Consider the following 18817-nt stretch of genomic DNA (forward strand, 5'->3'; position numbering starts at 1 on the left):
TCATGGATTATTGGTATTATTGTGGGTTAAATGCTCCCACGCTCATCTCTCGTTTTTTGCCAAAACCTGGGATTTTTCGCACGTTAAACCCTAAGGCTTCCAACCCTTTACGCACCTTTGAAGCGGCAGTAAAGGTCGCAAAAGTCGCACCTTCGTTACTGTGCGTAGCCAGATGTTTTAAAAGGCCCTCTTCCCACATTTCTTCATTTTTACTCGGTGCAAATCCGTCTAAAAACCATGCATCCACCCCTTTAGGAAAAAGCGAAAGTGCCTTGGGAGCCTCTTCAAAAATAAGCCTTACATGTAAAGACCCAAAAGACAACGCATGCACCCCTTGCACCAAAGGCGGATAGGCTTCTTGCAAAGACGCGGCATAAGGAGCCAAAGAGGGCCACATGCCATGGGCGCGCACCACATCTTCTTTGGCAAGAGGAAAGCCTTCAAAAGAGACAAAGAGTAGCTCTTTGGGCGGGAATGCACAGGTATGAAAAAGTTCCCACACCGCCAAAAGGTTTAAGCCCGTGCCAAACCCCCACTCGCCGATGACAAACCGTTCTTTGTTTGCCCACCGCTGCTCAAGGCGGTTTCCTTCAAGAAACACATAACGGCTCTCATCCAACCCACCGTGCTTGGAAAAATAATAATCCCCAAAGGCCGGGCAAAAGGGTTGACCTGCCGCGTCCCACACAAGGGTTGCTGGGGTTAAAGGGCGCGCCATAGCGGGTTAATTGTTTTTATGAAAATACGCATCCACCCCATCGGTCACCCCTTGTGCTAGCAATTCTTGATAGGAGGCATCAAAGATGCGTTTGACTTCTTCAGGATGGGTAATGTAACCCACTTCCAGTAAAATCGCAGGCATCTGGGCTCCCACCAAGACCCAAAAAGGTGCTTCGCGCACCCCACCATCGCGCACGGTGAAACGTTTTTTAAGAGAGTCTAACATGCCTTGTTGTACATCAAGGGCAAACTTATTAGACGCGACGATTTTCTCTCGGTTTAAAAAATTCAAATAGGTTTGCTTGGAAAAATGGTTCATCTCTTCAATGTCCGATTGGTTTTCTAAGGCCGCCACGTTTTTAGAGCGCTCTGAGCGCGCCGGAGAGAGAAAGAAAGTTTCCACCCCATGCATACTCTCGTGTTTGTCCTTAGAGGGCGCCGCATTGGCGTGCACCGAGATAAACACGTCGGCATTTTTATCATTGGCAATGCGCGTACGGTTGCGCAATTGGATGTGCGTGTCTTTGGCGCGCGTATAGTGGACTTTATAGCCACGTTTTTGAAGTTCTTTGCCCAGTTTTAAACTAATGGCAAGCACCGCCACTTTTTCCACGTATTTGCCATTGACCGCGCCACCATCCCGCCCGCCATGGCCTGGGTCAATCACAACGGTTTTTGTAGCAGGGTCAAAACGGCGCACAGGGGGTGTGGGCGTTGCTTGGGTGTAGGGTTTTGCTGCAGCGCTTTGGGTGCCAGATTTTTGGGAAAGGCCGATAAAGACGTGCTCATCTTGGGTACGAAAATGCAAGTTGAGCGGTTGGGAGTGGCTAAAGACAACGCGAATCGTGTTTTTATCGTACTGGGCCACCCGAATTTGGTCCACACTTTTGCCCTCATAAGTACGAGAACTTCCCATCAGCGCCCCAGGAAGGTCAAACACATACCGGTGGGTCTTGCTGGCTTTTAGCAAAAAAGATTTAATCTCTTTTTCACCAACGGGACGGTTAAAACGCAGGGTTACATCCCCTTCATCAAAACGCACAGAAAGGGCCGCTAAGGATGTAGAAGAAGAAACTGGTGATGGCGTACTCACCTTTGGCGTGGTGGGACGTGGAGGGATAACAGGCGCAACAGGAGGCACCTTGGCCAGTTCTGAGGGCTTTGTCAAAGAAGAGACACCAAGGGTTTGCAACTCCCGCTCATAAGGCGAGGCATCCAAGCGTAAGGAAGAAGAGCTTTTGACAAGGCGCTTTAATACGTCTACCTTTAGCGCTGTATCGTTTTGAATAATGGACTGGATGTAGACATTTTTAAGCATGTGATGGAGCTTTAAAAGCTCCTCACTGTTGGCACGCGTGAATTCTTTGTCAAAGTGCTCAATCTGTTTTTGATAAAGGCCACTAGCGCAAAGCGTCGCGACTAACGTAAGCCATACCCAAAAAAGTTTAACTGTCTTCCCCATTAACAAGTTTATCCATAAGTTCTTTGACGGAAATAATTTCGTTGAGTTTGTAGCCATTAGCCCCCGTAAAAAAGAGCCCGGTCTCGACCTTTCCAAGGTGGGCATCCGCAAGCCTATCGGCGATACAATACCCCACCTCGCGCGCTTCTTTTCCCCGTTGGCAGGGACTAACACAGTTGCTAATGCATTTAATCGCGGGGCCTTCACGCTTGTCTACGAGGTTAATAAGTGCCGTACGCACCCCTCTTGCAGGATACCCAACAGGGGATTTGAGCAGTTCAATGTCGCTCTCTTTGGCATTGATGATGACTTTTTTAAAATTTTCATGCGCGTCACATTCGTGGGTACCAATAAAGCGCGTTCCCATCTGTACGCCATTGGCACCAAGGCCAATCACTTTTTCGATGTCGCTATGGTCCCACACGCCACCCGCGGCAAAAATAGGAAAATCGCCCCATTTGGCTGCTTCTTCTTTGACAGGCCCAATAAGGTTTTCAAGCTGAAACTCTTCCATGATGCATTGCTCATAGGTAAAACCTTGGTGCCCGCCACTCTTTGGTCCCTCCACCACCACAGCATCAGGGAGCCTGTCGTAGCGTTGCTTCCAACGTTTACAGATGATTTTTAAGGCTTTGGCGGAAGAGACGATGGGCACAAGGGCCACATCAGGAAACCCTTCGGTAAATTCGGGCATGTTTGTTGGAAGTCCCGCCCCCGTAATGATGATATTTGCCCCCGCTTCACAGGCATCGCGCACCATGCGTGGGTAATCGTTGCTCGCATACAAAGCATTGACTGCCAAAGGGGCATCGCCGCAAATCTTGCGGGCATTTTTTACAATGGCATGCAACCCTTCTTTGGAGTAAAAACTTTCTGCTTCATATGGGCGCGCACCAATGCTACGTTTTACATGGGCTTGGGCTTCATAATACCCCGTTCCTACCGCACTAATGACCCCAAGGCCACCTTCCTTACTCACTGTTCCTGCGAGTTTATCCCAGCTAATTCCAACCCCCATGCCCCCTTGGATAATGGGGTATTTGAGTGTGTGCTTGCCGATTGTTACGCTTGAGAGTTTCATTAGACCACCTTTAGCTTCATAAACTTGCGTTTGCCAACTTGCAATACAACCTCACCCGCCTCAAGTTGCAACTGCTCATCGTCTACTTTTTCTTGGTTTAACTTCACCGCCCCTTGCGCAATATCACGCCTTGCTTGTTTGGTTGAAGGTTCCAAGCCCGCGTCCACTAAGGCCTTTGCAATCCACACAGGCCCCTTACATGTAAAGGTTTCCATGTCACTTGGTAGCTCATGTTGTCCGTGTACTTTATCAAACTCTTCTTTAGCATCCCTAGCAGCTTCTTCGCTATGGTACTTGGCTGTAATCTCAAGCGCCAACATCTCTTTGGCATGTTTAGGGTGCAGTGTGCCTGCTTCCACTTGCTCTTTAAGCACTGCAATCTCTTTGAGGGATTTGGTACTCAAAAGCTCATAATAACGCCACATGAGGGTATCAGAAATGCTCAAAAGTTTTCCAAACATCTCGCTTGGCGCGTCGGTTACACCGATGTAATTTCCCAAACTCTTGCTCATTTTTTGCACGCCATCTAACCCTTCGAGCAAAGGCATCATCACCACGGCTTGTTCTTTGCCGACGTTATACACACGCTGAAGCTGGCGTCCCATAAGCAAGTTGAACTTTTGGTCTGTGCCCCCCATTTCAATGTCGCACTTCATGGCGACACTGTCGTACCCTTGCAACAAGGGGTATAAAAATTCACTGATAGAGATGGGGGTTTGAGATTTGTAGCGTTTTTCAAAATCTTCTCGCTCAAGCATGCGCGCCACACTAAAGGTCGTAGCAAGTTCAATCATACCCGCCGCGCCAAGGCCTTCAAGCCACGCGGAGTTAAACATCACTTCTGTTTTTTGGGGGTCTAAAATCTTAAACACTTGCTCTTTGTAGGTTTGGGCGTTTTTAAGCACCGTTTCACGGTCAAGTTTTTTGCGGGTTTCATTTTTACCGCTAGGATCACCAATCATCCCCGTAAAATCCCCAATCAAAAACTGCACCGTTGCGCCATAGCGCTGAAGTTGCGCCATTTTTTGAATCAAGACCGTGTGTCCAAGGTGCAAATCAGGGGCCGTGGGGTCAAAACCCGCCTTAACATAATAGGTTTCACCTGTTTCAAAATAGCGTTTCACAAGGGTTTGAATACGTTCAAAATCGATAATTTCTGCAACGCCTCGCTGAATTTCCTTCAGTGCTTCTTGAACCATTTTTTCTCTCTTTACATGTAAGGTTATTTTTTATACGCGTCGTTGAGTGAAATAAACTCAATGAGCTTGTAGCGCATTTTTATGCTTTCTCTGATGTGGTTTGAATCTGCCCCTTCGGGAAGCTCAATCACCAATTCAAAGTAGTCCACGTGCCCATCTTCAGACTTTCCAAGTTCGATGGTAACGAGGTTGATTTGCATTTTAGCCAAATAAAATAAAAACGAGGCTAAAGATCCGCGCTTGTTTTCGATGCTCACAATCAGCTTATAACGGTGCGGAGCATTGCGGGTCCATTTCACAAAAATCATCTCGTCTTTGTGTTCCATCAGCTTGCTTGCTTTTTCGCATAGCTTGTGGTGGACAATCACATCGCTCCCTTTGCGAAAGCCGATAATATCATCGCCGCGCTTAGGGTGGCAGCAGTAGTCAAACTCCACATTCTCCACTTTATGATTCGAATAAATCACAATATTTTCAAACTTTAGCTTTTTGATTTTATAGCGGTCAATCTTAAGAAGCGGGAACAACAACCCATCGCTTCGGGGGTATTTTTTAAGGGCGTTGACCACATCTTGCAAGTAGATAGAATCGGTCGCGGCTTTGAAGATTTTTTTGGTAAGGTTTTCGCTGGCTAACCATGCCAACAGTTTATTTTCACGCACGTTAAAGATGGCGACTAAAATATCGATGGCCACGCGTTGATTAATCTCTTTAATCTTTTGGCGGCAATTTTGCTTAATGGCACTGCGCGCCTTTCCTGTGGTAACACTGTTGGCCCAACTGCACCGAAAATGTGCCTCTTTGCTGGTGACAATACGCACAATATCGCCATTTTTTAGCTCCGTGAGCAAGGGAACTTTTTGCTTATTAACGTAGGCTTCTTTGGTGTGCATCCCCACTTCCGTGTGGACTTCGTAAGCAAAATCAAGCACCGTCGCGCCTCGGGGCAAGGTAAAGATGTCACCCTTTGGCGAAAACACAGCAATGTCTTCGCTAAAAAGGCTGTCTTTGGCGTATTGGTAAAATTCTTCAATATTTTCAGAATCTTCATCTTGCAAGGTCAAGTCGCTCAACCACCCTAATTTTGGGTTCAAACCGCCTGTTTTGTACTTCCAGTGTGCCGCCACGCCATACTCTGCCGTACGGTGCATGTCATGGGTGCGCACTTGGGCTTCGATGATGGATTTATCATCAAAAACTGTGGTGTGGATGGTTTGGTAGCCGTTTTCCTTAGAAAGGGCAATATAATCTTTAAAGCGCGAAATGAGGGGATTAAAGTGTTGGTGAATCACCCCAAGGGCGCGGTAGCAATCGTTGGGTTTGTTGACCACAATACGAATGGCAAGCAAGTCCAACACTTCCTCAATCGACACCCCCTTGCGTTGCATTTTGAGGTAGATGGAATAGTAGTGTTTAATACGCTTATAGATGGCAAAATCGCCCTCGTTAAAGCCATTGCGTAGCATTAAGGTGGTGACTTTATCGATAAAGTGGTTAAGTTTAAGTTGGAGTTGTTGTTTTTGTTCTTGAAGGTACGCATCAATCTTTTTGTACTCATCGGGCAAAATGTACATGAAACTTAAATCTTCTAGGGTATTTTTAATGGATGAAATCCCTAAACGGTGGGCAATAGGAACATACACCACCAATGTTTCTTCGCTAATGCGTTGTTGTTTTGCGTCGCGCAAGGCCCCAAGGGTGAGCATATTGTGCAGCCTGTCACACAGCTTGATCACCAACACGCGCACGTCTTTGATGGAAGCAAGCAACATCTTGCGAAAGGTCAAAGCCGAAGAGACAAGTTTTTCACTAGAGGTTGAGGGAACCAACTGGTCCTCTCGAATCTCCATAATCTTTGTCAACCCTTCCACCAAAATAGCCACTTCTGGGCTAAAATCGCGGCGCACATCTTCGATGGAACAGCACGTATCTTCCACCACATCGTGCAACAACGCGGCGATTACCATCACCTCATCGCCCCCAAAATGCGCCACAAAAGAAGAGACTAAGATAGGGTGAATGGAATAGGGTTCACCGCTTTTGCGAAGCTGTCCTCCGTGTTTTTCAACCGTAAAAGCAACTGCTTCGTTAATCTCTTTGGTCATCTCCATCTGAGAGCCCAAAATAGCAACAGCAGTGGTGATGTCCGTGCAAGATTGAACTTTTTTTAGCAGTTCTTCCAAGGGGGTGTCCTACTCTTCGCAGCGTAAAAGCGTCTCGATACTCAGTTTTCCCTCAGCCACTTCCATGAGTGCAATGTCTGTAAACTTGACTTTGTTTTTATCGACATTAATCAAAGGCATGGCACCAGAAGCGAGTTCTTCGGCACGTTTTGCGACAACAAGCACAAGCTTGTAACGGTCGCCGTCCATGTATTCCATGGCTTTTGCGGTAATTTTTTCAATTCTCATAGGATGCTCCTTGGTTATTTGACGACAGAACAGAGGGTATAGTCGCCGTTAATGATATTGAGGATGTTGCCTTTTTTAAACATATTGCACACGACAATAGGAAGTCCATTGTCCTTAGCAAGTGCTATCGAGGTATCGTCCATAACTTTAATACTATCTTGCATTGCTTGGTCATAACTCAGTTCACGCAACAACGTGGCGTCTAAAAATTTCTTAGGATCTTTGTCGTACACGCCATCCACCTTGGTGGCTTTGATAATCATATCCGCACCGATTTCAATGGCACGCAAGGTTGCCGCGGTATCGGTGGTAAAAAAAGGATTGCCTGTGCCTGCAGCAAAAATGACGATACGCCCTTTTTCCAAGTGACGCTGCGCACGACGCACGATAAAGGTTTCACAGATGGCTTCCATTTTGATGGCACTTTGCACCCGCACATCCGTACCCACGTATTCGAGTGCTTCTTGCATGGCGATGCTGTTAATCACCGTAGAGAGCATGCCCATATAATCGCCGCTAGTGCGTTTAATGATGCCATCTCTTGCTGCGCTCACGCCACGGATGATATTGCCTCCGCCAATCACAATACCCACTTCCACGCCCGCTTCAACCATCGACTTAATCTCAGAAGCGATAAACCGCAAGATAGAGGTGTCGATTCCAAACCCATTTTCCCCTGCCAACGCTTCGCCCGAAAACTTTACTAATACCCGTTTTTTGGTCTTCTCCATGCCTTTTGCCCCTTTACATGTAAGGATAAATCCGCGTATTCTACTTAAAAGAACCTTATAAATCGTTTTACCACGCGCGTTAACCCTTTCACGGGCCTTGTTTTGTAGCCTAACGCCACAATGCTAGCGCACTGTAATGAGCTCAAGGGGATTGATGTGGTAATTTTGCTGGGTGACCTCAAAGGTTAAGTCATGGTTCACTCGACCAATCACGTAGCCTTGTTTGATGCGCGAGCCTACTTTTATCGTGGGGGCAATCTGCGTCATTTGGGCGTAAATGGTGTGGATACCATCATTGTTTTCCACAATCACAACATGGTTAAGCATGTTGGTAACACCCGCGTACACTACCTTCCCTCCTAGCACATTTTTCACCTGCGCCAAGGCGGTTTTCGAACGCAACACCACAGACTCGTTGAAAATCTTGATGTTGTAAATAGGGTCAACATAATTGCCAAATTCTTGTTTCACTTCAAAAGCGTCCAAGGGCGCGATGGTCTTTTGTCCCGTGTAACGCTTCACGCGACTGTTTTGATAAGAAGAGCCAATCTGCCGCACCGTCACTTGCTGGGCATCCGAGGGCGTTTGAGCGGCCGCAGCAGCACGCGCGGCGGCCTCGGCTTGGGCTTGGGCTTTTTTCTCTTCTTCGGCACGCTGAACAATCTTTAAGCGCTCAAGGGTATCTTGGAGCTCTTTTTTCTGCGCGTAGATTTGATTTAGCCTTGCACGGTAGAGGGCATTTTGCTCATCGAGTGTTGCAATACTCTTACGCTGTTTTTCACGAAGTGCTAGCAATGTGCTCTCTTTTGCGCGCAATCCTCGCAAGGATTCGTTGAGCCTTGCGATGCTACGATTGCGCTTGCGAATCTCTTCGGTGGTATGGGTATATTCTGCATTAAGAGCTTTAAAATCTTTTTGGATAATCGCATCCATCTTCTCAAGCACCGCATCGGCCATGATACTCTCAATACTCTCTTGGTACCCTTGGTCGGTCACCATATGAAAGGAAAATTGCTCGGCAATAATGCGAATCATGCGGTGTTCCAACTCTTGCTTTGTTTTCTCTAGCGTTGCATTTTGCTGGGTGAGCTCTTCTAGTTCTGCGGAAGCTTCTTTGGTCTCTTCTTGCAATGTTTTAATCTGGGTTTGGAGTTGTGAAATTTCCCTGGCAAGGGCGTCTAGCGCCTTTTTTTCATCGGCAATTTCTTTGGCAATAGCTTCAAGTTTTTGGCCAATCTGCCGTTCTTGCTTTGCGGTTGCGGCTAGGGAAGCACTGCTCGAAGAAATCTTATCCTTTGTCGTAGCCCCACTTGTAAGCATGCCAACAAAGAACACGCCCACCAACAAACGCATCATGGGGTTTCTCTTTTGACCTTCACCATCACCATGCTCACCGACACGAGGGCAAAAAAGAGGGAAATCCCTAGCAGTATGCCCCCTTCATAAAAAGGGCGAATGGCCGGAATCACCACGTCGATTTCACGGGCAATGGCCACCACTTCAGGAATCTGAGGAATCCCGTAAAAGAGTGCCACCACCACAAAGGTAGCAATCAAAGAATCCACCACCACCAAGCGGTACAACACAGCACTTTTCATCCAAAAAGGGGCACCAAAAAGGGTCATGATGTCCATGCGTTCTTTATGCTCAAGGACCCAAATACGCATTTGTTTGAGCATCAATAGCAACGAGACGATGACAATAAGGGTCGTAAATACATACGCCATGCTCTTAGCAATCGTCAAGATGCGGTAGATTTTGTCGTAGGTTTTTGCAAAGGTTTCCACCTTGCTCACGGATTCGATGCGTTCTAAGTCATTTTTAATCTTACTAAGCTGTGTATTGGAGGGAAAAGAGGCAAGTTTAAGGTTGTAAAACTTAGGAAGAGCAAGGTGAAGTAAAGAGAGATTTTGGGTTGAAATATCCCCCTTAAGGCGGTCTAAAATCACCTTTGGACTCACCTCTTCCATGTTTTTCAATGAGGGCACACTGCGTGCAAGGTCTGCTTCTTCAAGGGCTTTGGATGAAACGACAATGATGCTGTATTCGTTGATAATACGGCTCTCATACTCCGCCACAATCACTTCTAGCCCACGGGTAAATTGAAAGGAAAACAACAACACTACTAAGGGGAAAATGACGGAAAAATGGTTCTTAAGAGACTTCATATAAGACACCGCTTTCAAGGAAAAAATGTTTGTAGTTTGACCCCATGGTGGTAGGGATGCGGTGGGTTACCACCACGACGGTTGTTCCTAAATGTTCTCTGGCACTTTTTAAAAGCGACCAAATGACATCACTAGAGTACTCGTCCAAATTTCCCGTTGGCTCATCGGCCAAGAGTAACACAGGATTGTGCGCTAGGGCTCTTGCCATGGCGACACGCTGTTGTTCGCCCCCACTTAGCTCCAAAGGATACCTTCCCGCTTTATGCAAAAGCTTAACGTGCTTAAGCAATTTTTGTGCCTGTTGCACACACACGCTTTTTGAAAACCCCCCAATAAGCAAGGGGAGCATCACGTTTTTTTCCACGGTCCATTCGTTAATCAAGCGGTAGTCTTGAAACACAATCCCAATATACCGCCGCAACGCGTTTAGTTTCTCTCCCGCAGTCCCCTTCATGGAAACCCCACACACGGAAAGTTCCCCTGAACGCAGGGCAATCTCCCCATAAAGTGACTTTAAAATAGTAGACTTTCCACTCCCGCTTTTGCCTGTGATAAAGGCAAAATCATGGGAGTCTATCCGCATGTCACCGTCGGTAATAACAGGCTCATCGTTGCGGTACCCTAGGGAAATTTTTGAGGCTTCAATGACATGGTTCATGGGTTCATCCATTGCGTTAAGGCTTCATGGGCAAGGGTGTTTGCTTTGGTTGAAAACACCGCTTCAGGAAAATAATACGCCTTTTCCCCTTCTACTATCACGTACCGATGCTCAGGCCGATCGTACGCCCCAAAGGCGACTTTGAGCATCCCTTGGGTTGGACTAATCTCATACCACCCTTCGACATGCACAAACCATGTCTCCCCCCGCAAGGTTGCATTTGTCTCTTTGTGTCTTAGCGCGACGACATCAGCAGGGGCTTCAAACACCAAGGCAACCGGCGGTGGCGTGGGTGCGTGTTCGTGTTGGTTTACTAAGGTAAGGTCATAGATGTTTTTCTCCATACGCTTCCAACGGTCTTCGTACTTGCTACTCACGGCCAAATCGATGTTTTTTTGAATCTGCACCTTTGCCTTTGAGAGGGACATAAATACCTCCAATGCGTAGGCATAATACGCATCGCTGTCCGTGCGAAGTTCTAGGGTGCCACCCACGCTTAGCACCCGCAAGGCTTCTTCCACAAAACCCTCGGAGATGACACGTCTGTGAGGTTTTTTATCCCACGGAATGGGAAAATGCACAAAGAGCCTCCCCACGCTATTTGCTGGCAAAAACTCCATCAAAATGCGCGCGTCGTAATCCACCACTAGCACATTTTCAAGGCCTTCATGCTCAATCCGTTTTAACACTTGTTCCACCGAAGGTTTGTGGATTTCTATCCCTACATGTAAGACTTCAGGATGGGACGCTGCTTGATGGAGCAAATGCCGCCCACTCCCAAAACCTACCTCCACCCAAATCTCCCGCGCTTGGCCAAATTCTTGGGCAAAAAAAGCAGGAGTTTTGAGGTGCGCAGAAGGGTTTTCATGGTGGTTTTTGCTGCTGTGGATGTTACTAAAACGCACCGCCGCTTGGGATGCGCGCTCGTAAGCAATCAATCCTTTTTGCAACACTTTAACCTGCGAAGGGCGGGTAATTTTCTCCCCCTTGACAAGCACACCTTCGGGTCGACGTATCTGCTTGATAAAAAACTGATGGTTTTCCAATTGCGTTAGGACAAGGGATTCGTTGGCGGAAGTTGCCTCCCACACAAACAGCACTTCCCCCTCTTGGTGCGGGGTGGCAAGAGGGGTTAGGGATGAGGCATGAAAATTTGGCATGGGTTCCTTACTCGTTTGGTATTTGGACGCGAACGCTTTGGGACGCTTTGGAGGCAAGACCGTAAGGGTCAATTGCCACCACTTCGTATGTGTAACTCACGCCCTTAATAATATCATGGTCCAAAAACTGCCCTGAAGTAATCCCTTGAATCACCTGCGTGTCCCCTCGGGCTTTTTTAATCACTTCAAATTTTTCTGCCCGTTGGTCCACTTGGCTCCACGTCAGCAACACGCCCGATGCATCTTGTCTTACTCCCGTGATAGCAGGAGGAAGAGGCACATCAAGGGTTGTTCCCATGATGGGATTGGGTTGCCTTAAGGATTCCAACCCGTCCACATCCACCGCGGTGATTTTATAGTAGCGGTCTGCCCCGTTGGTGTTGATCAAGTCTTCAAACTTTGGCTCATTGGTTTTAGCCAAAAAGGTGTAAAAGAGCACCGAAGTGGGCGCGCGGTACACGCGGTAGTGGGAGATGTCTTGCTCAGAAGAAGGGCTCCACGTGATAACGATTTTTTTAGGCAAGGTGCGGGTGGCTTGGATGCCCTCAATCATCTTGGGCAAAGGCTTGGTTTTGGCTTCGATGATTTCGCTTGGTTTAGAAACAATCCCATCAAATGTGCGCACCATGACGCGGTAGCGGTACACGTGGTTGTCTTTTAATCCCACATCGATATACTCAGCATTTAGCCTTCCTTTAACTTGCGCGACACGCGACCAAGCCGCCGAATTTAGCTCATTACGCTCAATAATATACGATTCAACGCGCTCATAAGGATGCGGACGCCACAGCAGTTTTACACGGCTTGGAAGCCCAACAATAGCCTTCACAAACGGTACCGAATCCAACAAAGGACGCGTCTGGGCACTCACGAGAGCGCTAGGGGTGGACTCTTGTTTAGACGCACTAAAGGTTGACATGCGGTAGTGGTACAAGGTTTCAGGAGCAAGTCCCGAATCCACATAATGAGAGGTGTAGCGGTCGTTGATAGTCGCTATGCGCGTCAATGGCCCCTCTCCCATTCCTCGGTAAAGGTAGTACCCTTCAACACCTTCGTCGTATTGGGGTGTCCACTCAAAGCCCATGTCGGTCATGTCTGCAATGGTTTTGATGTTTTCAACAACAGGAAGGTTGGGGTCAATCGCAGGCACGTCGGGTGGGAGAGGTCCCCTTTGACACCCACTCATCAATGCCATCGAAACGGTGAGTAAAATCAGTAAATAAAAGCGCTTCATCTATTTCCTCCTGGGTAAAATACTGGTGCAGTTGTGTTTCAAAATCTTCATACAAAGGCGCACACCATTGCATGGGTTTTTTTGTGATAGGATGGTCTAAGTAAAGGGCGTAGGCGTGAAGCATAACCCTTGGGATTGTAGCTTTTTGGCTCTTAAAGCCGTATAAAGTATCACCTAAAATATGACGGGAGAGGCTTTCAAGGTGCACGCGTATTTGGTGGGTGCGGCCTGAAAAAAGTTTCGCGCCCACCAATTCTGTGGTGCCATTGTTTCCTAGGGCAAGTTTACAAAAGGCACTCTTGGCCTCTCGCCCGCCCTCAACGATTCCCATTTTTAAGCGGTTTTTAGGGTTGCGTGCGATGGGCTTATCTACAACACAGGCTGTTTTTAAGGGTAAATCAATAAGGGCCACATAATACCGCCCCATGCTTTTATCCTCAAGTTGCAACGCCAAGGCACGGTGGGCTTCGTTGGTTTTAGCAATCACCAAAGCACCTGAGGTTTCTTTATCTAGGCGGTGCACGATACCATGGCGCTCTTCGCCGCTAAGGGTTGAGAGGGAGACCCCACGCGCGCGCAACCAATCTACTACCGTGGCTTCTTTGACGCTGGGTGCTGGATGGACGGTGAGCAAAGGAGGTTTGTTGAGCACTATCAGGTGGTCATCTTCATACAAAATAGGGATTTCAAAATCCACCCTCACTGCCTCAGGTATTGGCGCTTCCACTTCGTGCACTTCTACCACGTCGCTCTCTTGAAGTTTGAGGCCCGTTTTATGGACTTTTGTACCATTTACAAGGACGCCGTGGGTTTTGATGAGGTGGGCAACTTGATTGCGCGAGGTGGACAAAGCTGCTGCTAAAAAAAGGTCAAGGCGCCAAGGCGCGTTACATGTAAACGAGTTTACCAAGGATTATCCCTTATCTGTTATAATGCCAAAAAATTTTCAAGGTGGCGGAGTGCTTCAACTAGACAAAAGGATTCTAACACATTTTGACTTTTTGATTCCCATTCTCGTCTTGCCCATCATTGGTGTTTCTTACTTTCTTGTCTCTGAAGCCAGTCCTATGTTAGGCAATAAACAAATCGTCTATTTTGCGGTGGGATTTTGCGCGTTTTTCTTTTTCTTTTTCTTTCCTATCCGTAAACTCGAATGGCTCATTCCTTCGTTTTATTGGGCGAGTATCACCTTGCTTGTTAGCGTGGAGTTTTTCGGGGTGAGCCGTTTGGGCGCGAAACGTTGGCTGGAGATTCCCTTTGTGCATTTTACCATCCAACCTTCCGAGATTATGAAACCCGCCTTTATTCTCATGCTCGCTTACCTCATCAAACACACGCCTCCTGAAGAAGAAGGTTATGGGCTAAAAATGTTTTTGAAACTCAGTTTTTTTATTTTTTTACCCTTTGCGCTCATCGCCAAAGAGCCTGACCTTGGTACGGCACTGGTGATGCTCATTGTGGGGTATGGCATCTTGTTTATTGCCGGGGTAAATAAAAAGATTTGGATATCCTTGCTCGTGCTCGTCTCCCTTGGGGCGCCTTTTTTATACAACAGCTTACACGGCTACCAAAAACAGCGCATTCATGATTTTATTAGCGAAAAGCCCAGCTACCATGTGCGCCAATCCCTCATTGCCATCGGCTCAGGAGGCTTACTGGGTAAAGACAAAGACGAGGCCACGCAAACCCATTTTAAGTTTCTTCCCATCGCCACGAGTGATTTTATTTTTGCTTACCACATTGAACGGTTTGGGTTTTTGGGCGCTCTGGGACTTGTGGTGCTGTACGCCTTTCTCATCCTTCACCTGCTCACCCTCAACCTCATGCTTAAAAGCGACCACTTCACGCGGGTGGTCACCTCAGGCCTTGCTTTGCTCATTTTTGTGTACATGAGTGTCAACATCTCCATGACCATCGGATTTGCCCCCGTCGTTGGCGTACCGTTGCCCTTTTTTAGCTATGGGGGAAGCAGTTTTATTACTTTTATGATTTTCTTTGGGATAGTCCAAAACCTTTTAGCCTTTCGCTTTGACCCAACCTACCGCTTCGTGAAGCTTAAGTTTTAGAACCTCGTAAGCAAAAACACTCTATAATCACACTCTTCATTTTTTGGGTCTATAGCTCAGTTGGTTAGAGCATCCCGCTCATAACGGGACGGCCGTAGGTTCAAGTCCTACTGGACCCACCACCTTGACACCGTTTGTATCCTTAGTATGCAAGCACAGAAAGGGGTTTCGTGTTAAAATACATCCTTCTTGGTTTTGCACTCACACTAGGACTTTTTGCCTGTACAAGCGACTGTACTTCGTGCCACCCAAGCCTTGATATACGCACCGATATTCGCCACCAACCTCTTGCCACCTGTGTTGGCTGTCATCCCCCAGAAAGCTTCAAAGACACCACCATGGCCACAGGGTGTGGGACCGATTGTTTTGTTTGCCATGCGGTGGAAAAAGTGGTAGCTGCCACGCCTGAACACGAGGTTATCAATGCGTGTATCGAATGCCACGAAGGGTTAAAACCTGCGCAAATTTTTTACAAAATGCCCGCCACCTTGCCCAAAGGGTTTGAACTGATTAAGGGATTTTAAGCGTCGTCGCCTCGCGGTAGTGGATGATGCTAAGGGGATACAGGGTTCCCTCTGGCACTTCCTCTTCTTGCAAAGTTTTTGGCGGTACGATTTGTGCCAACCTCAGCCTATCATCCAACGCTTTTGTAATGGCAAAAAATTGCAAAAAATGTTTCAAACTCATCTCCCAATTTACCCTTACATGTAAGGCTTTTTTTAAGTGGGTAGTGAGTTGGTATTCGTACAAAAAGCGCATAATCTCTTGGTGCATCTCATGCCCTTCTTTGTTGCGCGCAAAGGGAGTGATGCGCTCGTACACCTCGCGCATTTTTCCCTCCAAAATCTGTTTTTTTAGCACCACAAGAAAGCGCTCTTTGGCTTTTTTATAGTGCTGGATTTGCACGTACGCTTCGTTCCACACCCCAAGGTCTGAAACCACTTCACACGCTTCAAGCATACGTCCAGAACCAAGCAAGGTATCCAAGGAGAGAACTTGCTTAATGTGGTTGATTTTTTGGGTTGCATAGGAAGCAGAAGGGGTAAATTCTTGGAGTGCTTTGGCTAGCGTGGTGGCTTCTTCAAAACGCTGCTCCACAAGGGCGCGTTGGAGTTTTTGCTTGAGCTCTTCTTGCAGCCAACCCACTTTTTCATACAAGGCCGTCTCTTTTAAAAACGCGTATGTTTCAGTAAGGGCAAAATAGGCTTTAAAGTCTTGGGCGCGAATGCACTCTTGGGCTTTTACAAAGGAGGAGAGGTGTTTAAACATTAAGGCGATTTCGTGGTTTTTTTCAGGCACTTTTAAAAACAAGGTGAGCATTTCAAGCACAGCGGCTTTATTAAGTACTGGGTCACGGCTCAATAACCGCTGCGCCTTCCCATAAAGAGTGCGCCACATTTGCTCAAGTTTTTTGTAGTGTTCGCTTTGCTTCAAAAAAGGCGTTTTTTCACACATGTCGTACGCCCTTGGAAAATCACGGGATTTGATGCACCGCAACAGCGCGGCAAGCTCCCCTTGTTGGCCTTCGAGTATTTCCATTTCCAAACGGCACTTGGGGTGAAACATAAAAGGCCTTGCTTCTTGTTGGGCTTTTTCAAGGGCGCCTTCACTTAAAAGGACGGTGATGCTTTTTTTGGCTTCTAGCCACTGCTCGTACATATTCCACGTGCTCTCATGGGTCATCAAAAAGGCATTTTTATCAAAAAAAGCGTTCGCTTCGTCCATGTTTCCTGCGGCAACGTTGTGGGAAAATTCTTTTTCGTATTCGCGGTAATTGAGCACCGCAAGCTCACCGCTGGTAAACCCCACAAAGAAAAATGCTTCAGATTGGGCCAGCACGCTCACCCCGCCGCACCCAAAATCAAAGACGAACATTTGCTCCAAAGAGGTGATGTGAAAGGCTACCACATTGGACTGGCGCGTCCCAACGAAACAAAACTTTTTATGAGGGGCGATAAACAACATGCTAGGCCACACCCCTAAGGGAAGTTTGGTTTCTTTAAGGATTTTTCCTAGGCGCACGTCTAGTTTAAGAACACGTCCATCGCGCAAAACGGCCAAAGCGGTTGTCCCTTCAAGGTATTCCATCGCTTCGACCACACTGCCTAATTTCATGTGGCTAACATGCTCCATGAGAAGAATATTTTGCGTCACAATGCTCCCATCAAACCCCGCCACGCTCACAAGGGCATCGTCTTGTGAAAAGCACAAGGCGCTCACCGTGTCAGGCAAAACAGGCAAACGGTGTTCAATGGCACCGCTAATGAGGTTGACCACATAACTGCGCCCTTTTTCATCGCCACTCACAAGCTTGCGTTTTGAATGGGAAAGGGCAACCTTGCTCAGCGCGCCATGGTGGTGCGTGAAGCGAAACACAAAGGAGATAACCCTACCCACATTGATAAGATACCCGTAGTCTGCATCCCTTGGCCAAAAAAAGAGCTGGTCGCGCTCTAGTAAACACATGGAGCGTTGGTAGTAATCAAAAGGGGCTTGGGCGGGCTTGGAAAAGTTGGTCACCTTAACAAGGTTTAGCGTCGTCAAATCCACCAAAGTGTGGCGCCTCGCGCGGTCAGTAATGGCTAATTGTTGGCTCTCTTCATCAACGTACACGCCTGTCACTGCAACATCGAGGGAAAACCACCGCCTAGAGGGCATCATCCCTAGCTCCTTGAAAACACAACAATGCGAGGTAGTTTTTAGCGCCTTTATCTAAAGGCTTAAGGTGCACGCGCACGCTTACCTCTTCCAAAACCGTCTCGTACACCCCCTGCACTTCAAAGCCTTTGGGTTTTTTGTCCCACAAGGAGGGGAGGCGCAAAAAGGGGTCTTCTGTTTGAATCATCTCTTCAAGGTGCAAGGTCCCCTCTTTTAAGCGGCACATAATCCCTTCTTTTAGCCCCTCTTCCACCACTTGGATAAACTCAAAATTGTGCAAGGTGATGCACCCTTGGGCATCTATCATCGCAGCAGGGAGGGGAAGCGCGTCTAGCACATGCTTACATGTATACATCACCAAGCAACTCTCAGCCGCCTCTTCTTCGTCCTTTAAGTGGGTTTGGTCTTGTATCACAAGCAAAAATTCCACCGCCTCATCTGCCAAAAACACCGGTGTGTTTTCAAGGTGTACATGTAAGGGTTTCATGGTCTTGGTTTGGCACACCACTTCCCCTTCCCATGGGGTTTTTTTAGTCATACTTGCTAAGAAATCCTCACGCACACGCAAGGGGGTTTGCCCATGAAGAAACAAGACGCAGGGCTTGCCTTCTAGTTCTTGAACCCCAAAACCCAAAAGCTTAGCCGCATGGGGAGCCGCTTTGAGGATTTCCCCACGGGCATTGAGCAACAAAAAACTTCCTGATTGGTAAAAGGCCTGTTGGTACGCGTAGGCTTTAGCACAACTCTCTTTTAAATCCTTGCTTTGGCGCGCCACCTCTTCTTGCAAAGAGGCGTTGAGTTGGCTCAGCTCTTCTTGGTAACGTGCGCGTTCTTTAGCCTCAAAAATATGTCCGACACTTTTAGAGAGGGTTTCAAGGATGCGGTCACTTGAGAGCGGTTTGGTGATAAAATTATCCACACCTAGGTGGATGAGCTTGAGCAAATACTCCGCTTCATCATGGGCGGAAGTGACGATGATGGGTTGGGATAAATCACGCGCTTTAATGGCCTCAATCAGTGCAATACCGTCCATTTTTGGCATGCGAATGTCGGTAATCACCAAATCAAAAGTCTCTTTTTCAAAGGCTAAAAGCCCCTCTTCACCGTTACTTGCAAGCACAATGGTCTCAAAAATATCCGAGAGCAACATGGTGAGCTCTTCCCGCAACGCCTCATCGTCTTCCACATACAAAATGCGCATTGTCTTGCCCATTTCTAGTAATTTTTCCAACTGTCCCATTCCCGCTCCTTTGGATGTTTTATCTTACG

The 18817-nt window shown here is 47.4% G+C and carries 17 protein-coding genes and 1 tRNA gene; 3 read left to right on the forward strand and 15 right to left on the reverse strand.

Translation table 11 applies throughout. The features are described 5' to 3' along the window. Positions 1–16: 16 nt before the first annotated feature. The 13 genes from mnmC2 to AC5SLM_RS06770 form a co-directional block, all read right to left on the reverse strand. On the reverse strand, positions 17–718 hold the full coding sequence (gene mnmC2, locus AC5SLM_RS06710) for a tRNA (5-methylaminomethyl-2-thiouridine)(34)-methyltransferase MnmC2 (RefSeq protein ID WP_495250168.1): 702 nt from the start codon (positions 716–718) through the stop codon (positions 17–19). Between the two features lie 6 nt (positions 719–724). Next, positions 725–2182, reverse strand: a complete 1458-nt coding sequence (locus AC5SLM_RS06715) for an N-acetylmuramoyl-L-alanine amidase (RefSeq protein WP_495250169.1) — start codon at positions 2180–2182, stop codon at positions 725–727. After that, positions 2166–3263, reverse strand: a complete 1098-nt coding sequence (locus AC5SLM_RS06720; protein ID WP_495250170.1) for a nitronate monooxygenase — start codon at positions 3261–3263, stop codon at positions 2166–2168. The genes AC5SLM_RS06715 and AC5SLM_RS06720 overlap by 17 nt, the downstream gene beginning before the upstream one ends. Beyond that, complete coding sequence (tyrS, locus tag AC5SLM_RS06725) at positions 3263–4462, reverse strand: tyrosine--tRNA ligase (protein ID WP_495250171.1); 1200 nt, start codon at positions 4460–4462, stop codon at positions 3263–3265. Before tyrS ends, AC5SLM_RS06720 begins: the two co-directional genes overlap by 1 nt. A gap of 23 nt (positions 4463–4485) precedes the next feature. After that, entirely contained in the window at positions 4486–6645 is a 2160-nt protein-coding gene (locus AC5SLM_RS06730; protein ID WP_495250172.1) for a RelA/SpoT family protein, read from the reverse strand. A gap of 9 nt (positions 6646–6654) precedes the next feature. Continuing rightward, positions 6655–6873 carry a DNA-directed RNA polymerase subunit omega gene (locus tag AC5SLM_RS06735; RefSeq protein WP_495250173.1) on the reverse strand — a complete coding sequence of 73 codons (219 nt, stop codon included), beginning with the start codon at positions 6871–6873 and terminating at the stop codon, positions 6655–6657. A gap of 14 nt (positions 6874–6887) precedes the next feature. Further along, positions 6888–7604, reverse strand: a complete 717-nt coding sequence (gene pyrH, locus AC5SLM_RS06740) for a UMP kinase (protein ID WP_495250174.1) — start codon at positions 7602–7604, stop codon at positions 6888–6890. A gap of 123 nt (positions 7605–7727) precedes the next feature. After that, positions 7728–8960 carry a murein hydrolase activator EnvC family protein gene (locus AC5SLM_RS06745; RefSeq protein ID WP_495250175.1) on the reverse strand — a complete coding sequence of 411 codons (1233 nt, stop codon included), beginning with the start codon at positions 8958–8960 and terminating at the stop codon, positions 7728–7730. Next, a complete protein-coding gene (locus tag AC5SLM_RS06750) occupies positions 8957–9772 on the reverse strand; it encodes an FtsX-like permease family protein (protein WP_495250176.1) in 816 nt (271 codons plus the stop codon). The genes AC5SLM_RS06745 and AC5SLM_RS06750 overlap by 4 nt, the downstream gene beginning before the upstream one ends. Further along, positions 9759–10430 (reverse strand): cell division ATP-binding protein FtsE, encoded by a 672-nt coding sequence (locus AC5SLM_RS06755; protein WP_495250177.1) that lies wholly within the window; start codon positions 10428–10430, stop codon positions 9759–9761. Before AC5SLM_RS06755 ends, AC5SLM_RS06750 begins: the two co-directional genes overlap by 14 nt. Further along, positions 10427–11590, reverse strand: a complete 1164-nt coding sequence (gene trmB / locus AC5SLM_RS06760) for a tRNA (guanosine(46)-N7)-methyltransferase TrmB (protein ID WP_495250178.1) — start codon at positions 11588–11590, stop codon at positions 10427–10429. The genes AC5SLM_RS06755 and trmB overlap by 4 nt, the downstream gene beginning before the upstream one ends. 7 nt (positions 11591–11597) lie before the next feature. Beyond that, positions 11598–12824 carry a fibronectin type III domain-containing protein gene (locus AC5SLM_RS06765; protein WP_495250179.1) on the reverse strand — a complete coding sequence of 409 codons (1227 nt, stop codon included), beginning with the start codon at positions 12822–12824 and terminating at the stop codon, positions 11598–11600. Further along, positions 12727–13734, reverse strand: a complete 1008-nt coding sequence (locus tag AC5SLM_RS06770) for an RluA family pseudouridine synthase (RefSeq protein WP_495250180.1) — start codon at positions 13732–13734, stop codon at positions 12727–12729. Before AC5SLM_RS06770 ends, AC5SLM_RS06765 begins: the two co-directional genes overlap by 98 nt. Before the next feature lie 49 nt (positions 13735–13783). Between AC5SLM_RS06770 and AC5SLM_RS06775 the strand changes: the two genes are divergently transcribed. The 3 genes from AC5SLM_RS06775 to AC5SLM_RS06785 all read left to right on the forward strand — a co-directional run bounded on the left by AC5SLM_RS06775 (position 13784) and on the right by AC5SLM_RS06785 (position 15414). After that, a complete protein-coding gene (locus AC5SLM_RS06775; protein ID WP_495250181.1) occupies positions 13784–14890 on the forward strand; it encodes an FtsW/RodA/SpoVE family cell cycle protein in 1107 nt (368 codons plus the stop codon). A gap of 45 nt (positions 14891–14935) precedes the next feature. Then, positions 14936–15012: transfer RNA gene (locus tag AC5SLM_RS06780), tRNA-Ile, on the forward strand. A 48-nt stretch (positions 15013–15060) separates the two neighbouring features. Further along, positions 15061–15414 (forward strand): hypothetical protein, encoded by a 354-nt coding sequence (locus tag AC5SLM_RS06785; RefSeq protein WP_495250182.1) that lies wholly within the window; start codon positions 15061–15063, stop codon positions 15412–15414. Here AC5SLM_RS06785 and AC5SLM_RS06790 read toward each other — a convergent pair. Together AC5SLM_RS06790 and AC5SLM_RS06795 are read right to left on the reverse strand one after the other, a co-directional pair. Next, positions 15401–17551 (reverse strand): WD40 repeat domain-containing protein, encoded by a 2151-nt coding sequence (locus tag AC5SLM_RS06790; protein WP_495250183.1) that lies wholly within the window; start codon positions 17549–17551, stop codon positions 15401–15403. The two genes, AC5SLM_RS06785 and AC5SLM_RS06790, sit on opposite strands and share 14 nt — an antisense overlap. Further along, positions 17538–18788 carry a response regulator gene (locus AC5SLM_RS06795; RefSeq protein WP_495250184.1) on the reverse strand — a complete coding sequence of 417 codons (1251 nt, stop codon included), beginning with the start codon at positions 18786–18788 and terminating at the stop codon, positions 17538–17540. Before AC5SLM_RS06795 ends, AC5SLM_RS06790 begins: the two co-directional genes overlap by 14 nt. Between the last annotated feature and the right edge of the window lie 29 nt (positions 18789–18817).

The organism is Sulfurospirillum sp. HTRB-L1 (genome assembly GCF_059415125.1).